This window comes from Xanthomonas sp. NCPPB 3582, assembly GCF_041475735.2.
GTDB classification, from domain to species: Bacteria; Pseudomonadota; Gammaproteobacteria; order Xanthomonadales; family Xanthomonadaceae; genus Xanthomonas; species Xanthomonas codiaei.
On sequence record NZ_CM192968.1, the window covers coordinates 417,844 to 436,061 of the forward strand.

Sequence of the window (18,218 nt, forward strand, 5' to 3'; positions counted from 1 at the left end):
AAATTCAAACCGTCTGACAGGTTTCGGGGAATCGATGCGCCTGCGATTGATAGTGCATGATCTGCCTGCTCTCGCATTGTCGACCAATAATCGCTCGATATCTATCGAGCGATTATTGGTGCTCGACCAAGCACCTGGACCCAAATGCAACGCGCGAAATCAGTGGTCGAAAGGAACATTTTCAGGTCTTTGCTTGCCCTTCCATTGCCCCTGTTTTTTCGCATGAGGACAGATGCTCGTGTACTGGCCTACCGCAGTAACGGCTGTCTGGGTCCACACCTTGAAACAGACGTTGCCAACACAGCACGGACCGGTACTCGTCGGCCAGGGGCAATATCCGGGGACGGAGATCCAGGTGCCAGAGATCGGATCGATGGGTGTCCAGTTTTTGTCTTCGTCCTTACATCCTTGAGTGCAGAAAACAAAAGGATCGTTTTTTCGGCAAACCAGCTCCTGATAGACGCCCTGTCCAGCGGCGACAGGTACCTGCGTCAAAAGAAGAAGCGCAACCATCCCTATCCAGCGTTTCATGACAATTCCTTTCATGACAATTCCCTTGAGTGCATTGGGCCGAAGTATACAACCGGCCGACAGCCGGTGGTTCCATGACCCAGGCGACGAGTCGTCCCCGTTTCCATCCAAAGCACAGTTATCCGAATTCGCCAATGAAAGAGGGTGGAGGTCTCAACCGGCCGACAGCCGGCGCCGGCTGCCCGGCCGGCCGGCGCTCTGCCGGTTAGGCTCTTGTGGGACGCCATCTGCCAGCGTAGGGTCAGCCAACTCTTGGAACCAATCACCTCAATGAATGCTCTGTTCTTCGCCTTGTCCTTGGTGCTGGCGTTACCCACGGTCGCAGTGGCAAAGGAGTCGGCCAGGCCTACGCAGCCGGCGCCCCCCAGCCCGGCCTGGGTGCAGACCAGCAACGGCTATGCGCAGATCCTGCTCAACGCCCAGGCACCGTTCCAGCCCGAATACGCCAGCTTCTTCGGCGTGCCCGGCTATGACGATCAGGTCGTGGACCTGGGCCCGGACAACGCCGCGCGCTATCGCGATGCCATGCGCAAGGCACGTGCCGCCTTGCAGGCCAAGCTGGCCATCGAGCGCGATGCCAACGTGCGCCAGGACCTGCAGATCATGATCGGCGCGGCCGAGCAGAACATCGAAGGCAGCGAGCTCAACGAGCGTTATCTGCTGCCGTGGAGCGACGCCCCGGAGGCGGTCTTCAGTGGCCTCAATGGTCTGCTGTCCGACCAGACCGCGCCCGAGCGCCGTGCCAAGGCGCTGGATCGCCTCAAGCGTTACGTTGGCCTGGTGCCGGGCAGCACGCCCACCACCACGCTGGCACGCCAGCGCTACGAGGAAAAGCTGGGCAATGCCGCGCTGTTGCAGCCCACCCAGCGCGAAGTGGAGCAGGCGCTGGCCAATGTGGACACCTACGTTGCCGGTATCGGCGAGCTGTTTGCCAAGTACAAGATCGCCGGCGCCGAGGAGGCGCTCAAGGCCATGTCCACCCAGCTCAAGGACTACGCCAGCTGGACCCGCACCACCGTGCTGCCGAAGGCGCGTAAGGACACCCGTCTGCCGGAACCGCTGTACGCCTACCAACTCAAGCAGGTGGGCATCGATATCGCCCCGCAGCAGCTGATCCAGCGCGCGCAACTGGAGTTCATGGAGACCCGCTCGGCCATGCGCCAGCTGGCCCCGCTGGTGGCCAAGGCCAAGGGCGTGCAAGGCGATGACTACGTGCAGGTGATCCGCGCGCTCAAGGGCAACACCATCGCCGACGACCAGCTGGAAACCCACTACCGCGGCGTGATCGACCAGATCGACCCGATCATCCGCAAGCAGCGCATCGTCGATGTGCCCAACCGCCCGATGCAGATGCGCCTGGGCAGTGCGGCCGAGAGCGCTGCGCAACCGGCGCCGCACTTCCTGCCGGCACCGCTGATCGGCAATACCGGCCAGCAGGGCCAGTTCGTGCTGCCGCTGGGCAACCCGACCGCCGACGGCAGCAAAAAGGAGCAGTACGACGACTTCAACTTCGGCTCGGCCGCCTGGACGCTCAGCGCGCACGAAGGCCGCCCCGGTCACGAACTGCAATTCACCGCCATGGTCGAACGCGGCGTCTCGCTGGCGCGCAGCCTGTTCGCCTTCAACTCGGTCAACGTCGAAGGCTGGGCGCTGTATGCCGAAGCGGAAATGGTGCCGTACGAGCCGCTGGACGGCCAGCTGATCGCCCTGCAGTTCCGCCTGTTGCGCACCGCCCGCGCCATGCTCGACCCGATGCTCAACCTGGGCCTGATCGACCGCGAACGCGCGCGCCAGGTGCTGGAAGACGACGTTGGCCTCTCGCCGGCCATGACCCGCCAGGAACTGGACCGCTACACCGTCCGCGCCCCCGGCCAGGCCGGCAGCTACTTCTACGGCTACACCCGCATCCTCGAACTGCGCATGCGCACCGAACTGGCCCTGGGCAAGAAGTTCGACCGCCTGGCCTTCAACAACTTCCTGCTCGACCAGGGCCTGCTGCCGCCGGATCAACTGGCCAAGGCGGTGGAGACGCAGTTCATTCCGGCGCAGCAGCGCAAGCGCTGATTGGCGCACTGCGGTGCGTGGGTGCCGGGACCGGCACCTGTCATCCTCTTGGGGTGCGCGCCAGCCAGTGCATGGCGCGAGTTGCGAGTTGGCTCAATGTGCCGGAGCCGGCTCCGGCGCGCCAACGCAAATGCTGATCTGCACGCTGCTGTAGCAGGGCGCGAGGGTGCTAGGGTCGGCGCCCATCGCCTTCTTGGAGTGCGCGGAAGTCAGTGCATCGCGCCAGTTGCAGGTTGATTCAACGTGCTGGAGCCGGGGCCGGCTCCGGGCGTTGTTCTGCCCCCGCCGGCACCCAGATCGCCATGCCGGCTGCGCGCTTCTGCGTGGTGGGGATGCCGATGCCCAGGCCGCCGCCCACGCGTCCGCCGTAGCTGCCGCCGCCCACCGACAGGCCGCCGCCGGAACGTTCCGAGCCCACGCCGACGATCACCACGCCATTGGCGCCCAGCTTGGCCGCTTCGCGCTTGAGCCGCTGGACGGCCGCATCGGTCTGGCCCTGGGTGCCGAAGCCGGCGGCGCTGGTGGATTCGAGCTGGGCGATCTCCACCGAACCGACCGGGGCATGCGAGTACACCTGCACCTGGGCGGGATCGATCGGCGCGCGGGCCTGGCCCAGCATCACCTTGGAACTGCTGGCGCAGCCGGCCAGCAAGGCGGCAGTGGCCGCCACGATGGCGGTGTTCCTGATCAGCGAGCGCATGTACATGGTGGGATCCCCCGTGGGTGATGACAGCTGGGTGATGGCAGCGATGATCCGGCGCCTGGACTGAATCGCCCCGGACTTTCGCGCACCCTAGCCATGCCGGTGTGAGGCCGCCGCCAAGCCGCCATTGGTCACGGTGACCACCCGCCCACGGCGTGAGGACGGCCGCGCCGCTAAGCTCGTGTTTTCGTCGAGGCGGGGTGGCACGTGGGATTGATCAGTCTGTTGTGGGGCATCGTGGCGTTGCTGTGGATGGTCCTTGCCTTCATTCCGCTGTTGGGGTGGGGCAACTGGTTCCTGATTCCGTTCGCGGCCGTCGGTGCGCTGATCGCGGCGATCGCGCTGTTGTTCACCTCGGCCGGCAACCGCAGCCGGGCCAAGACCGGCCTGCTGCTCAATGGCCTGGTGATCGTGGTCGGGGTGATCCGGCTGAGCCTGGGCGGTGGGGTGATCTGAGGGGCGCATCCTGATGAGGTCCGGAGCGATCGGCGGGGCTGCGTTCATCTGCGCCGCACCTGACGGTGCGCACGCGCGCGACAGCAGACGCCGACGGTCATGCTGGACCGCTCCCGCGTCTGAACCAGCGTTGCTCCTGGCCGAGCCCAGCCGAAACCCACGACCTTCGATCATCGACCTGAGTCCGACGTTGCCGCAGGTGCGGCGCGCGGCCTGCCGACCCAATCGCGCGCTGCCGTTGCAGCGCTGCGACACTGCGTCGCAGCGCGTCCTGCGTGGGACGGCGGGCGTAAACTGATGCGCTGTCTAAAGGAGCCTCGCCGTGGCCCACCCGCACTATCGTCCCCGCCGCATGCGCCACGACGCGTTTTCGCGTCGGTTGATGCGCGAAAACACGCTGACCACCGATGACCTGATCTGGCCGGTGTTCGTGCATGAGCTGCCCGGCCGCGCGCCGATCGCCTCGATGCCGGGTGTGGAGCGCCTGTCGCTGGACGAACTGCTGCGCGAGGCGGAAAGCGCATTGACCCTGGGCATTCCGGTGATCGATCTGTTCCCGGTGATCGACCCGGCCGGCAAGAGCCTGGACGCGGCCGAAGCCTGGAATCCGGACGGCCTGGCGCAGCGCGCGGTGCGCGCGCTCAAATCCCGCTTCCCGGAGCTGGGCGTGATGACCGACGTGGCGCTGGATCCGTACACCACCCACGGCCAGGACGGGCTGATCGACGACAGGGGCTACGTGCTCAACGAGATCACCGTCGAGGCGCTGGTGAAGCAATCGTTGTCGCATGCGCAGGCCGGCGTGGACATCATTTCGCCATCGGACATGATGGACGGCCGTATCGGCGCGATCCGGCGCGCGCTCGATGCAGACGACCATCTCAACGTGCGCATCATGGCGTATTCGGCCAAGTACGCCTCGGCCTTCTACGGCCCGTTCCGCGATGCGGTGGGCAGCGCCGGCAATCTGGGCAAGGCCGACAAGACCACCTACCAGATGGATCCGGCCAACGGCGATGAAGCCCTGCGCGAGATCACGCTGGATCTGGAAGAAGGTGCGGACATGGTGATGGTCAAGCCGGGCATGCCATACCTGGATGTGGTGCGGCGGGTGAAGGATCAATTCCGCGTGCCGACGTTTGCGTATCAGGTCAGCGGCGAGTACGCGATGCTCAAGGCCGCTGCCGCAAATGGCTGGCTGGACGAGCGTCGTTGCGTGCTGGAAGCGCTGATGGCGTTCAAGCGCGCCGGCGCCGACGGTGTGCTGACCTATTTCGCCCCGCAGGTCGCGCGCTGGTTGCGCGAAGAAATGCGCTGATCCACGCGCAGCGCGATTGCGCGGTGTCGATGCAGCGGCTGGTTCGACGCGGCGGGCAGCGTCGGGGCGGCCGCCAGCGCACAGCGCACGCGATCTGGAACGCACGCTCCGGTTCCATCTGCCCAATTGTCGTACTTGTTGTCCGGGGCGCGACCATCGGCCGGTGTTGAGCATGCGCTCCGGCACCACGACATTGCCATGGAACGGCGTGGTTTCTGCTTGCTTTCGATCGAATGGCGGCACGCGTCGCTGGCGGCAGCCGCGCCGCATGAGACGCATTCTCATCTACAATGCCGTTACGTCATCCCATCCTGTGCCGTCTTGATCAAAACGCTGCTGTTTCAACTGCATTGGCTGCTGGGCATCACTGCGGGCCTGGTGCTGTCGGTGATGGGAGTCACCGGTGCGTTGATGTCCTTCGAGGACGAGATCGTGCGTCTGGCCAACCCGGCCATCGCGCAGCTGGCGCAGCGGCATGCCGCGGGCGAACAGGCATTGCCGCTAGACGTGCTGCTGCAGCGGCTAGGCCTGGCGCAGCACGCTCTCGGTACGGGACCGGCGGTCACGCGCATGTTGATCGACCCCACCGGCACGCGGCCGTCCAATGCTCGCCTGGCCGCCAAGGGCAGCGCACGGGTGTATTTCGACCCCTACACCGGGCAGCGCGTGGCGGCGCCGCAGCTCAGCGATGCATTCGCCTTCATCGAAGACCTGCACCGTCATCTCGCTGCCGGCAAGCGCGGCCAGGCGGTCACCGGTGCCTGCACGCTGATCCTGCTGTTCTTCTGCGCCTCGGGCCTGTACCTGCGCTGGCCGCGGCGCTGGTGGAGCCCGCGCACCTGGCTGGCGGTGGAATGGCGGCGGCAGGGGCGCAGCTTTCTGTGGAGCCTGCACGCGGTGTTCGGCACCTGGTGCCTGCTGGTCTATCTGCTGGTGGCGCTGACCGGGCTCACCTGGTCCTATCCCTGGTATCGCGATGGCATGGCGGCGTTGCTGGGTGCAGAACCGGCGCCGCACGCAGAACAGCGCTCGCAGGCCAAGGCCACGGTGGATTTCGCGCAGGTGCAGCGCACCCTCGGTAGCATTCCGGCCACCCGCCACGCGGCAGTGGACCTGCGCATTCCCACGCGCGCAGGGCAACCGTTGATCGCGCGGTTCCTGCCCAACGATCCCGATCACGACCGTGCCTTCGACACGCTGGAAATCGATCCCGCCAGCGGCGCCTTGCTGACACGCCGCGACTACGCGCAACTGGCGCGCGGGCAGCAGTGGATGGTCAGCATGTTTCCGTTGCATACCGGCAGTTTCTTCGGCCTGCCGGGACGCATCGTGGTGATGCTGGCCAGCCTGGGCATGTCGGTGTTCTTCGTCAGCGGCTGGATGCTGTACCTGGATCGGCGGCGCAAGAAGCGTGCGTTGCGTGCGGCGCGTGTGGTGCTGCAGAGCGCGCCGCCGGCCTCGCAGGCCGAGCCGTGGTTGATCGCCTTCGCCAGCCAGAGCGGTTTTGCCGAACGGCTGGCATGGCAGGCGGCCGGACATCTGCAGGCGGCCGGCCTGCCGGTGCAGGTGCGCCCGCTCGGCCAGGTCGATGCGCAGCAACTGCAGGCCACCCGGCATGCATTGTTCGTGATCAGCACCTTCGGCGATGGCGAGCCGCCGGATGCGGCGCGTGTCGTCGAGCGCGGGTTGCTGCGCCAGCGCATCGCACTGCCGCAGCTGGCCTATGCGGTGCTGGCGCTGGGCGATCGCCAGTACGCGCAGTTTTGCGGGTTTTCGCGGCGCATCGACCAATGGGTGCAGGCGCAGGGCGCGCGCGCGCTGTTCCCGGCGGTGGAAATGGACAACGCCGATCCGCAGGCGCTGGCGCAATGGCATGCGCAGCTGGAACAGATCGCCGGTACGCCGCTGACTGCAGTACCGCTGGCGCGGCCGCGGCGAACGCCCTGGGTGCTGGTTTCGCGCACGCATCTGAATCCGGGTAGCGCCGGCGCGCCGATCTGGCGCATCGATCTGCAGCCGCCAGCCGATGCGCAGTGGCAGGCCGGCGACATCCTGGAAGTGCAGCCCGCGCATGCCGACGCGCAGGTGCGTGCCTGCCTGGCGGCGTGGGGGTTGGCAGCGGAGGCGTCGGTGCACGTGGAGGCGCAGCTGCTGCCATTGCATCGCGCCGCCGCCGAGCGCGTGTTGCCCGACGTGCCGGCCAGCGGGCCCGCGGCGCGCCCGGACCCGCAGGCCTGGCTGGATGGCTGCGACTGGTTGCCCACTCGCGACTATTCGCTGGCCAGCGTGCCGGCCGATGGCCTGGCGACGGCGGTGGTGCGGTTGACCGCGGGTGCCGATGGCCGCCCGGGGCTGGGCTCGGGCTGGCTGATCCAGCACGCACCGATCGGTGCGCCGGTGCATGCGCGGCTACGCACCAATCCCGGCTTCCATCGGGTGGCGACCGCGCCGATGGTGTTGATCGGCAACGGAACCGGCATTGCGGGCCTGCGGGCCCTGTTGCGCGAGGCCGAACTGGCCGGCGTGCACGGGCACTGGCTGCTGTTCGGCGAACGCCAGGCCGCCCACGACCGGCTGTTTGCCGACGAACTGCAGGCATGGCAGGCCACTGGCCATCTGCAACAGCTGGACCAGGTGTTCTCGCGCGACCAGGCGCACAAGCGCTATGTGCAGCATCGCCTGCACGAGGCCGGAGACGCGTTGCGCCATTGGATCGATCGCGGCGCGGTGCTGTACGTCTGCGGCAGCCTGGACAGCATGGCGCGTGCGGTGGACGCCACGCTGCGCGAGATTCTGGGCCAGGCGCGGGTGGAATCGCTGACCGCCGCCGGTCGTTACCGGCGCGATGTTTATTGATCTCAGGCCACGGTTGGTGGTGGCTGCAGCAACGCGCGCTTCGAGTGCGGCGTGCGGCCACAGCGAATGCGATCTGCGTCTTTGATGCGAGCGGGAAACACCAGGCTGCGTGCTGCCGCAGCAGTACTGCGTGCGAAACAGCCTGGCTGTGAGCGCAGTGCCCATGCGCTGCGGAACAGGCTGTCGCCACGGAGCTGACGCCCGGCGCAGCGCATCGTCGGGTGCATGGCGCCTTCCAATGGCTGCGCGCTGGTTAGCGGGCGCAATGCCACCACGGGCTTGCCTGCCGACCACGGTCGTGTTGCGCCATGTTGCGCTTGCGCGCGGCGATGCTTGCCGGCGGCACCAACGGGTTGTGCGGCGCAGCGACGTGGCGCTGGCCCGCGCCGCCCAGGCTCCGGCCGTGTGGCGCCTGGTGCGCCATGCGGGTGCCGGCCGATGGCCGCACGCTCAGCGGCAGCTGGTCTCTCCATCCACCGTCGGTGCTTTCATCCGGTAGATGTCCAGTTGGCCGGCGCGTGGGGCACGCGCACTGCCGGTCACCAGCAGCTCGCCGGGCTTGGCCGCATCCACCACCGCGCCGAAGGTGCGTTCCTGCGGCCCGTTGAACGACAGCGGCAGCGGCTGGCCCGCACCATAGTGGCCGCCCTTGCAGGCCGCCAGCAGCAACTGGCTGGGGCCGCCGGCCGCGCCGCGTGCCCATACCAGACCGCGGCCATCGGCAAGCCAGGCCGCATCGGATTCGTCGGCAGCGGTGTTGATGTCGGCCAGGGGCGTGGGGGCGGTGAAGGCTTTCCCGTCCCAGCGCGCCACGAACAGATCCATGCCGCCGGCACCGCCATGCCCGTCGCTGGCGAACAGCAGGCGCGTACCGTCCAGCGACAGCGTCGGGGCGCGCTCGTTGCCCGCGCCGTTGATCGCCGCGCCCAGCGACTGCACCGCGCCGAGGTGGCCCTGTGCATCCACCGGCACCCGGTACAGATCGCCGCCGCCGGCGCCGCCAGGCCGCGACGAGGCGAACAACAGCCAGCGCCCATCGGCACTGAACGCCGGCGTGCTCTCGTCCCGGGCGGTGTTGATCGCCAGCGGTTGCGGGTCCTGCCAGCGCCCGCCACGCAGCTGGGCCTGCCACAGGTCCCAGCCGCCAGCCCCACCGGAGCGGTCGCTGGCCCATACGATGCGCTGCCCGTCCGGGCTGAGCGTGGCGCGTGCCTCGTTGGCCGGCGTTGAGACCACGCCCATGCCTTCGATGCCGAATTCGGCCAGTCCCGACGCAGACGGCGCGAAGAGTAAACTCGCCGCCAGCGCGGGCAGCGTCCATCGAACTTGCATGCGGTGTTCCTGCCTCATCTTGCGCACAGTCTAGTCAACCAGAGAGCGATTCATGCCCGTATCCCGTTATGCCGTGTTCGGTCACCCCGTTGCCCATTCGCTGTCGCCGGCCATCCATGCCGACTTCGGGAAGCAGACCGGCATCGCGCTGGACTACACCGCCATCGATGCGCCGCCGGAGGACTTCGCCGCAGCCTTGCAACGTTTCGCCGACGCAGGCGGCAAGGGCGCCAACGTCACCCTGCCGCTGAAGGAGGACGCCTACGCGCTGGCCAGCAGCCTGAGCGCGCGCGCGCGCCTGGCCGGGGCGGTCAATACCCTGGTACGCAACGATGGCCAGTGGCAGGGCGACAACACCGACGGCGCCGGCCTGGTACGCGATCTCACCGAACGCCACGGCCTGGATCTGCGCGGCCGCCGCGTGCTGCTGCTCGGCGCCGGCGGCGCCGCGCGCGGCGTGGCACCGGCGCTGCTGGAGGCCGGCATCACCGCAATGGTGGTGGTGAACCGCTCGCCCGAGCGCGCCGACGCCTTGTGCGACGCACTGGGCGAACCGGCGCGGGTGACTTCGCGCTATATCGAAGACCTGCGCGAGCTGGGCGACTTCGAGCTGATCGTCAATGCCACCGCCGCCGGACGCGACCGCGATGCCGGTGCCTTCGCATTGCCGCTGGGCCTGGTCAACAGCCTGACCGCCGCAGTCGACCTCAACTATGGCGAAACCGCCATCGCCTTCCTGGCCTGGGCGCGCGCGGCGCAGTGCCGCTACGCCATCGACGGGCTGGGCATGCTGGTGGAACAGGCGGCCGAAAGCTTCGCACTGTGGCATGGCGTGCGCCCGGACACGGACTCCGTGTATGCGGCGCTGCGCGCGCGTGAGGCGGTGCTGGTCAGCGCCGACTGAGCCGCCCGCCATGACGCTCACCGACATCCTGCTCAGCCTGATCACCAGCCTGCTGTCGCGGGTGCCGATGCTGATCGCCGTGCTGCTGGGCCTGGTGCTGCTGTGGCGCGCCCCGCAGGGCCAGCTGCGGCGGGGCGGGCTGCTCGGGCTGTGGCTGCTGCTGGGCTGCGTGCTGGCCGAGGTCGCGTTGCAGTCCATTCCCATGTTGTTGCTGGAGCAGGGCAATGTGCGCCAGATCGGCATGGTGATGGGCATCGGCCGCTTCGCGCTGACGGCGGTGCAGGCGCTGGGCATCGGTCTGCTGGTGTGGACCCTGGCGCGCAGCCTGCAGGGACCGGCGAAGGATGCCGGCCCGCGCGGGTGATCCCGCTGAAGGCCTTGGCGCTGGCCGTGGTGGGGCTGGTGTGTGCGGGGCAGGGGGCTGGACGCTGCTGCATCCGTAGCCGCTGACCACGGTCGATCGCGCCGGCAGGCCGTACGTGCGGTTTGCACCGACCGGCGTCGGCGTGGGCATGCCGCTGATGGGGGGCGCGATGCTCGCCATGGAGGCGCACTGTGGGCACGGCATGCGGGGCCGCGCTCCAGCCGCGGCGGCTGAAGGCAGTCACGCGGGTAGCAGGCAGGCAGCGGCACGCAGGCCGGGGCCGTTGTCTCCAGTGCGACGTGGCGCCGCATGGCGTGCATCGATGCGATCCGGCGTGTACGACCGGTGCCGGCTCTGCGCGGTCTACTGCGATACGACGCATCCTTCGGCAGGCAGCGCCCTGCCTTGTCACCCGCAAGGTCATTGCGTTCAGGCGCGTGGCGCGACGGTCGCAGGCGCTGCGCCGGTCCGTGCGAAAATGGCGCGATGAGTGATCTTGCCCCTCCGGCCGCGCCGTCTGCGCCCGTTCCCACCCAGCGCGTGCTGACCGACCCGATCAAGGCCGGTATCCGCGATGCCTACGCCAAGCTGCAGGCCAACACGCCCGGCTTTGCCACCCGCCGCGCGCAGAGCCAGATGATCGGTCTGGTCTCGCGTGCGCTGGCCACCTCCGGCGGCATCGGCATCGCCGAGGCGCCCACCGGCGTCGGCAAGAGCCTGGGCTACCTCACCGCCGGGGTGCCGATCGCGCTGGCCACCAAGAAGAAGCTGGTGATCAGCACCGGCACGGTGGCGTTGCAATCGCAGCTGGTGGAGCGCGACATCCCGGCCTTCCTCAAGGCCACCGGGCTGGAGGCCACCGTGGCGCTGGCCAAGGGCCGCACCCGCTACCTGTGCACCCGCAACGCCGCCGAGCTGGAAGGCGACACCAGCCAGAACGCCATGTTCGAAGACGAGCAGGCGCTGTACGACCGCCCGCTGAGCCCGGCCGATGCGGACCTGGCCAAGCGCCTGGCCAAGGCCTACGCCGCGCGCACCTGGAATGGCGATCTGGACGACGCCCCCGAACAGGTCTCGGTGCCGTTGCGCATGCGCATCACCACCCCGGCCTCCGGTTGCGCGGGGCGCCGCTGCAGCTACGCCGCGCAATGCCCGGTGCTCAAGGCACGCACCGACGTGCGCGAAGCGCAGATCGTGGTCACCAACCACGCCCTGCTGCTGTCCTCGCTGTCGCTGGGCGATGCCGAAAACGGCCAGCCGCTGATCGCCCCGCCAGCGGACATGCTGCTGGTGCTCGACGAAGGCCACCACATCGCCGGCGTGGCGATCGACCAGGGCGCGGCCAACCTGCCGCTGGACGACATGGCCCGGCGCACCGGCCGCATGCAGATCCTGATCGCGGCCGCGTACCGCGCGGTGGACAAGGACCGGATCGGCAACCTGTTGCCCAACGAGGCCATCGAAGTGGCCGCGCGCGTGTCCAAGTTGCTCAAGGCCTTCCATGCCGAGGTCGAACGCCTCTGGAAGCCCGAGCCCGGCGAGCGCGATCCCTTGTGGCGTGCGGCCAACGGCAAGTTGCCGCCGCAGTGGGGCCCGGCCATCGACGAGCTGGGCGAAGAAACCCGCGCGCTGTTCAATTGGGTGCACGCCGCGCACAGCGCCGTGGCCAAGGGCAAGCAGGACGATGCCGCACGCGAGCGCCTGCAGCGCAGCCTGGGGCTGGCGCTGGAAATGGCCGAGCAGCAACATAATCTGTGGAGCGGCTGGAGGCGCGAAGACAAGGAGGGCCAGCCGCCGATGGCACGCTGGATCACCCTCTCGCGCGATGGTGATCTGATCTGCCACTGCTCGCCGGTGTCGGCGGCGCAAGTGCTGCGCACGATGATCTGGAACGAGGTCGATTCGGTGGTGATGACCTCGGCCACGCTCACCGGCGGCGGCGATTTCCAATCTTTCGCCATCGACAACGGCTTGCCCGATCATGCCGAAATGGCCTCGCTGGCCTCCCCGTTCGACCTGCCCAATCAGGCCGAACTGATCGTGCCCAATTTCCCCGTCACTCCCGACGATCGCGAAGGCCATCCCAAGGAAGTGGCCAGGTATCTGGTGCGCGAACTGGATTGGACCGCCAAGGGCAGCATCGTGTTGTTCACCTCGCGCTGGAAGATGGAAAAGGTCGCCGACCTGATGCCGCTGGCGCAACGCAACCGCGTGCTGGTGCAAGGCGAGGGCAACAAGTCGCAGTTGATCGCCGAACATCTGCGCCGCATTGCCGCCGGCGAAGGCTCGGTGCTGTTCGGGCTCAATTCCTTCGGCGAAGGCCTGGACCTGCCGGGCGAGGCCTGCACCACCGTGGTCATCACCCAGGTGCCGTTCGCCGTGCCCACCGACCCACAGACCTCGACCTTGAGCGAATGGCTGGAAAGCCGCGGCCACAACGCCTTCAACCTGATCGCCATCCCGCATGCGCTGCGTACGCTCACCCAGTTCGCCGGCCGCCTGATCCGCAGCTCCAGCGACCACGGCCGCGTCATCATCCTCGACTCGCGCCTGCTCACCCGCCGCTACGGCAAGCGCATCATCGACGCCTTGCCGCCGTTCAAGCGGGTGATCGGCTGATCGATCCGCGCGCAGCGCGTTTGCGATCTTCCCGGAACAATTGGCCGATGCCGACCTGCGTGCGTGCCCGACGACGTATCAGCAGGTGGTGGAGCATCAGGCCGATCTGCGCGTGGTCTGCATGGGAGGAGAGTACTTTTGCATGAGGATGTGCCATTCCCTGCCGGGTGAAATCGACTACCGCGCTGTCCGGCACAAGGCAACCATGCAGTACAGCTGGGAACCGTTGTACCCCGGCTTGCAGGCAAAGCTCGATGTCCTGCGATCGACCCTGGGTGTGGATTTCTTCTGCGCGGATTTCGTGGTGCCCGTTGCCGGCGGCGAGCCGGTGTTCCTGGAACTCAATCCGGGTGGGCAGTTCCTGTTTCTGGACCACAAGGCGCCTGGGATGGAGATCGCCAGTAGATTCTGTTCCTTTCTGGTGTACGGTGAGACTGGTAGGTACCACGAGTTTCCGCGGCTGGCCGATACGCCTCTACGCAAGGGCGATGCGGAGATCGAGCGCCTTCCAGAGCCGGGAGTGATGCACTCATGAAAATCATGGTGGTGGCAATGTTGTTGTGGCAGATGGCCGTTCCAGGACAGGCCGGTACCGCTGGCGGCGATGCGCTGCACTCAGCGCACTCCTCCCTCAACGCCTCCTACCGTGAACAGCTGTTGGCCTTGGCCGCTGCCGATCAGCAGGCGCGCGAACGGGTCCGCGGTGCATTCACCCCTCAGCAACTGCAGGCAGACCAGGGGGCGGCAAGGGACATGGCAATGCGCCTGGTCGCTTCGCAACGCGAAAACCAGGCCGCGTTATCGACCTTGATCGATAAGTTCGGCTTTCCCGATAGTGCGCTGGTCGGCGAAGACGGTGCACATGCGGCGTTTCTGGTCGCGCAGCACTCGACGGACCGAGCGTTTCGCGATGGATTCCTGCAGAAGATGCAGCTGGCAGCACAACGCGGGGCCTACAGCTCAGCGGACCTGGCAATGTTCGTGGACCGTAATCTGGTCATGGCTGGAAAGCCGCAGCGCTACGGCACGCAACGCAAGGCCGATGGCAGCCTGTTCGAACTGGAAGCTGCCGACCAGTTGCATCAGCGCAGGGCAGAGGCCGGGTTGCCCGACGAATCGGCCAGTACTGGCGGGTTCTGAACCGCCGGCGCAGCGATCGCCAACGGCCAATGCATGCCAGTGAGTGCATGACGGGAGGGTCGACCGATCCTTGCTCTGGATGGAGGCCGGCTTCGCTGTGGTCTCGCTCGATGTCCGTGGCGTTGGCCGACCGGCCAACGCCGCGCCGACTCGTTCGGATAGGCAGCAGTCTGTTCTGCACTGCAATAAACCCGCAGGTTTCGCTACGTCCCCGCGATGGTGTCGCCGCGTTGCGCTGATCTCGAACGCCACGCTCAACGGCCGATCTGCCATACAGGCTGCTTTCCTGATGCGATGCATATCACGCAACGCAGTCATCATCATGTTCGCCTATCGTAGCGATCAGAACTAACGACTTCTCACGCTACCGCCCGCTGGCCATGATTCAGCTCCCTCAACACGAGCTGACGCCATGCGCCCTGGATCCCTCATGGTGCTAGCCCTGCTAGCCCCCACGCTGATCGCCCCACCGGTCTTAGCCCAATCCGTTCTGACCCGCGACAACGGCGCCAAGGTGGGCGACAACCAGAACTCGCAGACCGCCGGCGCCACCGGCCCGACCTTGCTGCAGGACGTGCAGCTGATCCAGAAGCTGCAGCGTTTCGATCGCGAACGCATCCCCGAGCGTGTGGTGCATGCGCGCGGAACCGGCGTCAGAGGCGAGTTCACCGCCACCGCCGATCTGTCCAACCTGACCAAGGCCAAGGTGTTCAGCGCCGGCGAGAAGACCCCGGTATTCGTGCGTTTTTCCTCGGTGGTGCACGGCAATCACTCGCCGGAGACACTGCGCGACCCGCATGGCTTCGCGACCAAGTTCTATACCAGCGAAGGCAACTGGGATCTGGTCGGTAACAACTTCCCCACCTTCTTCATCCGCGATGCGATCAAGTTCCCGGACATGGTGCACGCGTTCAAGCCGGATCCGCGCACCAATCTGGACGACGATTCGCGTCGTTTCGATTTCTTCTCGCACGTGCCCGAAGGCACCCGCACGCTGACCCTGCTGTACTCCAATGAAGGCACGCCCGCCGGCTACCGTTTCATGGACGGCAATGGCGTGCACGCCTACAAGCTGGTCAATGCGCAGGGCGAAGTGCACTACGTCAAGTTCCACTGGAAGACGTTGCAGGGCATCAAGAACCTCGATCCCAAGCAGGTCGCCGCGGTGCAGGCCAAGGACTACAGCCACCTGACCAATGACCTGGTCGGCGCAATCAAGAAGGGCGACTACCCGAAGTGGGATCTGTACGTGCAGGTGCTCAAGCCGGAGGACCTGGCCAAGTTCGACTTCGACCCGCTCGATGCCACCAAGATCTGGCCGGACGTGCCGGAGCAGAAGGTCGGCCAGATGGTGTTGAACAAGAACGTCGACAACTTCTTCCAGGAAACCGAGCAGGTCGCGATGGCGCCGGCCAACCTGGTGCCGGGCATCGAACCTTCGGAAGATCGCCTGCTGCAGGGCCGCATCTTCTCCTACGCCGATACCCAGCTGTATCGCGTGGGTACCAATGGCCTGAGCCTGCCGGTCAACCGCCCGCGCGTGGCCGTCAACAATGGCAACCAGGACGGCGAATTGAATCCCGGCCACACCACCAGCGGCGTGAACTACGAGCCGAGCCGGCTTGAGCCGCGTCCGCAGGACACCGCTGCGCGCTATAGCGAACTGCCGCTGTCGGGCACCACCCAGCAGGCCAAGATCACCCGCGAGCAGAACTTCAAGCAGGCCGGCGAGTTGTATCGCTCCTACAGCAAGAAGGACCGCGCAGACCTGGTGCAGAGCTTCGGCGAGTCGTTGGCCAACACCGACACCGAGAGCAAGCACATCATCCTGTCGTTCCTGTACAAGGCCGATCCGGAGTACGGCACCGGCGTCGCCCGCGTGGCCAAGGGCGACCTGGCCCGTGTCAAGCAGCTGGCCTCCAGCCTGCAGGACTGATCCACCCGACGGCATCGCGGCCTCCGCCGCGGTGCCGTCCTTCTTCAGGAGAGCGACATGCGCACGCTGATGTTGGTCTTGCTGAGCGCGCTCTGCGCGCCCGCCATGGCCGCCTCGCCGACGGCCGCGCCGGCGGCGGCACGCACCGCGGCAGCCAGCCCCGAACAGATCAAGCTGCAATTGCGCGAGTATTTCTTCGATGCTGCCCGCGAAGGCCGCCAGGACATGCTGGCCGAATTCATCCGCTCGCACTACGACCTCAATACCCGCGACGAGAAGGGCTATACCGCACTGATCCTGGCTGCCTACCACGGCCAGCGCCCGGCGGTGGAGCAGTTGCTCAGCGCCGGTGCCGACCCCTGCGCGCAGGACAAGCGTGGCAACACTGCCTTGATGGGCGCCATCTTCAAGGGCGAACTGGGCATCGCCAAGCGCCTGATGCAGGCCGATTGCGCGCCCGACCAGCGCAACAACGCCGGCCAGACTGCCGCCATGTATGCCGCGCTGTTCCAGCGCACCGACGTGCTCAAGGATCTGGCCGCCAAGGGCGCGGACCTCAGTCTCAAGGACGCGCAGGGCAACGACGTGACGAGGCTGCAGCGCGGCGAGTTCGCTACCGCCCCGGCACGCTGAGCGCGCACGACCGCGGCTTTCGCATCGGCCTGCGTGTCACGCGGGTGGCCCGCCTGTGCGGAGTGCCCGGCAGTGCTGCGCCGCATCTCCAGGATCGGCCGTCTTCCCGGATGTCATGCGCCACGCCTGGCAAGCGTGCTGCGCGCACCGATGCAGTGCTGCATCCCTGCAACGCGGCCAACGCGGCCAACGCGACGATGCACCAGTGGCGACAAGTGGCCAGGTCAGTTCTCCGCAGCGACCGGTGCATGCGCGCCGAATCAGCGAGGCTGCCGCTGGCGGCTTGCCGCGGCCAGCGCGCATGCCACCTTCGCAAGCACAGCAGGCCGGCGGGCATCCCGGCTTCAAGCGCCAGTGCCTCCTGTAGGTCGAATACGAGAAGCCGAAAGGAGCGGGGCCGCTCGCCGCGTCGTGCGCACCGGCGGCATCCACATGGCATCCAGAGGGTGCCTGCGGCGCAAAAACAGCAGGAGCTGCGGTGACCACGTCGGGTAGACGACAACGCGACGTCCACAGTGCGCGCCTGGAGATTTTGCAGTGCAGCATCGCCTGATTTACCGCTGTCGGTTTTCCGCCGCACCTGCGCTGGAACTCTGGCGGATGTGGTGATTGCGCCGCTCGCAAGTCGGGGCGTTTCCGACACGCCAGGCCTTGCGCGCCAAGGCTTTGACAGAAAACTGAGCGTGCGCTGACTTGTGTTGGATTGGCTGAAAAAAGGCGCAGAAAACGATTCAAGAACGGGCCGGGAATGCCGATGCTTCAGCCATCGCAGCTTGGAACCCCCGCCATGAAGATCGATCCCTCCATCCCTTTTCTGATGTCGCTGCTGGCCATGGTGCTGTGCACCGCCACCGCCGTCGTCGCGCTGGTGTTTGGCCAGGTGCATGTGCTGGCGACCTCGTGGAGCTTCTACGCGGTGATGGGGACTGCGCTGGTCGTCCTGGCTGCCTCCTACCACGCCCTCGGTAAGCCGCTGAGCGCCGAAGAGCGTGTGGGTTTCCGTAATCCGTAATCGCAGCAGCGTCCAGGTAGCGGGCGCGCAAAGCGCCTATCCGCGCACCGGACCAAAGGCGCCGCGCTCGTAACCGGTGATGCAACGCGTTCGCTCCGCATGGGCGAACGCCGCCAGACGCTTGCGCATCCTGCAGCGATGGCTCCCGATAGCGCGCGTACTTGGCGAGCGAGGGAAAGACAGCGCCAGGGCGATAGTGTTCGCCCTTTTCGAGGGCAGGAGGGAGCCGTGATGCTGGCCGTCGAAGCGCGCCACCGGCGGAATCCACAAGCGTGCGCCATGTTCGAATCGGGCCACTGAGACGGGTCGATCACATGACGCAGCGAACAGGTGATCGTGTGGCACCTCCG

14 protein-coding genes and 1 pseudogene are annotated in these 18,218 nt (G+C 66.9%); 12 read left to right on the top strand and 3 right to left on the bottom strand.

Translation table 11 applies throughout. The features are described from left to right. Positions 1-159 precede the first annotated feature (159 nt). On the bottom strand, positions 160-546 hold the full coding sequence (locus ACCQ05_RS01655) for a hypothetical protein (protein WP_228964030.1): 387 nt from the start codon (positions 544-546) through the stop codon (positions 160-162). Positions 547-801: 255 nt separating this feature from the next. On the opposite strand from ACCQ05_RS01655, the gene ACCQ05_RS01660 reads away from it, so the two are divergent. After that, positions 802-2,595 carry a DUF885 domain-containing protein gene (locus tag ACCQ05_RS01660; RefSeq protein ID WP_372392726.1) on the top strand — a complete coding sequence of 598 codons (1,794 nt, stop codon included), beginning with the start codon at positions 802-804 and terminating at the stop codon, positions 2,593-2,595. 238 nt (positions 2,596-2,833) lie between these two features. Here ACCQ05_RS01660 and ACCQ05_RS01665 read toward each other — a convergent pair whose 3' ends face one another. Next, positions 2,834-3,301, bottom strand: coding sequence for a hypothetical protein (locus tag ACCQ05_RS01665; protein WP_372392727.1), 468 nt, complete (start codon positions 3,299-3,301; stop codon positions 2,834-2,836). Between the two features lie 210 nt (positions 3,302-3,511). On the opposite strand from ACCQ05_RS01665, the gene ACCQ05_RS01670 reads away from it, so the two are divergent. The 3 genes from ACCQ05_RS01670 (at position 3,512) to ACCQ05_RS01680 (ending at position 7,928) form a co-directional block, all read left to right on the top strand. Continuing rightward, positions 3,512-3,754, top strand: a complete 243-nt coding sequence (locus ACCQ05_RS01670; RefSeq protein ID WP_228962670.1) for a hypothetical protein — start codon at positions 3,512-3,514, stop codon at positions 3,752-3,754. Positions 3,755-4,076: 322 nt separating this feature from the next. Continuing rightward, positions 4,077-5,072: a porphobilinogen synthase gene (gene hemB / locus ACCQ05_RS01675; protein ID WP_372392728.1), complete on the top strand. Its 996-nt coding sequence runs from the start codon at positions 4,077-4,079 to the stop codon at positions 5,070-5,072. A 321-nt stretch (positions 5,073-5,393) separates the two neighbouring features. Then, a complete protein-coding gene (locus ACCQ05_RS01680) occupies positions 5,394-7,928 on the top strand; it encodes a PepSY domain-containing protein (protein ID WP_372392729.1) in 2,535 nt (844 codons plus the stop codon). Positions 7,929-8,378: 450 nt separating this feature from the next. Here ACCQ05_RS01680 and ACCQ05_RS01685 read toward each other — a convergent pair whose 3' ends face one another. After that, positions 8,379-9,260: a TolB family protein gene (locus tag ACCQ05_RS01685; protein ID WP_372392730.1), complete on the bottom strand. Its 882-nt coding sequence runs from the start codon at positions 9,258-9,260 to the stop codon at positions 8,379-8,381. Positions 9,261-9,312: 52 nt separating this feature from the next. Between ACCQ05_RS01685 and aroE the strand changes: the two genes are divergently transcribed. From aroE to ACCQ05_RS01725, 8 genes and pseudogenes are all read left to right on the top strand, one after another. Then, positions 9,313-10,164, top strand: coding sequence for a shikimate dehydrogenase (gene aroE / locus ACCQ05_RS01690; protein ID WP_228962660.1), 852 nt, complete (start codon positions 9,313-9,315; stop codon positions 10,162-10,164). Positions 10,165-10,174: 10 nt separating this feature from the next. Next, positions 10,175-10,528, top strand: a complete 354-nt coding sequence (locus tag ACCQ05_RS01695; RefSeq protein ID WP_228962659.1) for a hypothetical protein — start codon at positions 10,175-10,177, stop codon at positions 10,526-10,528. 486 nt (positions 10,529-11,014) lie between these two features. Continuing rightward, positions 11,015-13,147 carry an ATP-dependent DNA helicase DinG gene (dinG, locus tag ACCQ05_RS01700; RefSeq protein WP_372392732.1) on the top strand — a complete coding sequence of 711 codons (2,133 nt, stop codon included), beginning with the start codon at positions 11,015-11,017 and terminating at the stop codon, positions 13,145-13,147. Positions 13,148-13,181: 34 nt separating this feature from the next. After that, positions 13,182-13,682: pseudogene (locus ACCQ05_RS01705) on the top strand (hypothetical protein); the annotation flags it as partial. Next, a complete protein-coding gene (locus ACCQ05_RS01710; protein ID WP_372392733.1) occupies positions 13,679-14,287 on the top strand; it encodes a DUF6624 domain-containing protein in 609 nt (202 codons plus the stop codon). The pseudogene ACCQ05_RS01705 and the gene ACCQ05_RS01710, both read left to right, overlap by 4 nt. Positions 14,288-14,717: 430 nt before the next feature. After that, positions 14,718-16,223, top strand: a complete 1,506-nt coding sequence (gene katB / locus ACCQ05_RS01715; RefSeq protein ID WP_208622724.1) for a catalase KatB — start codon at positions 14,718-14,720, stop codon at positions 16,221-16,223. 57 nt (positions 16,224-16,280) lie between these two features. Beyond that, positions 16,281-16,856: an ankyrin repeat domain-containing protein gene (locus ACCQ05_RS01720; protein ID WP_372392734.1), complete on the top strand. Its 576-nt coding sequence runs from the start codon at positions 16,281-16,283 to the stop codon at positions 16,854-16,856. Between the two features lie 787 nt (positions 16,857-17,643). Beyond that, positions 17,644-17,868, top strand: coding sequence for a hypothetical protein (locus tag ACCQ05_RS01725; protein ID WP_167394579.1), 225 nt, complete (start codon positions 17,644-17,646; stop codon positions 17,866-17,868). Positions 17,869-18,218: the final 350 nt, after the last annotated feature.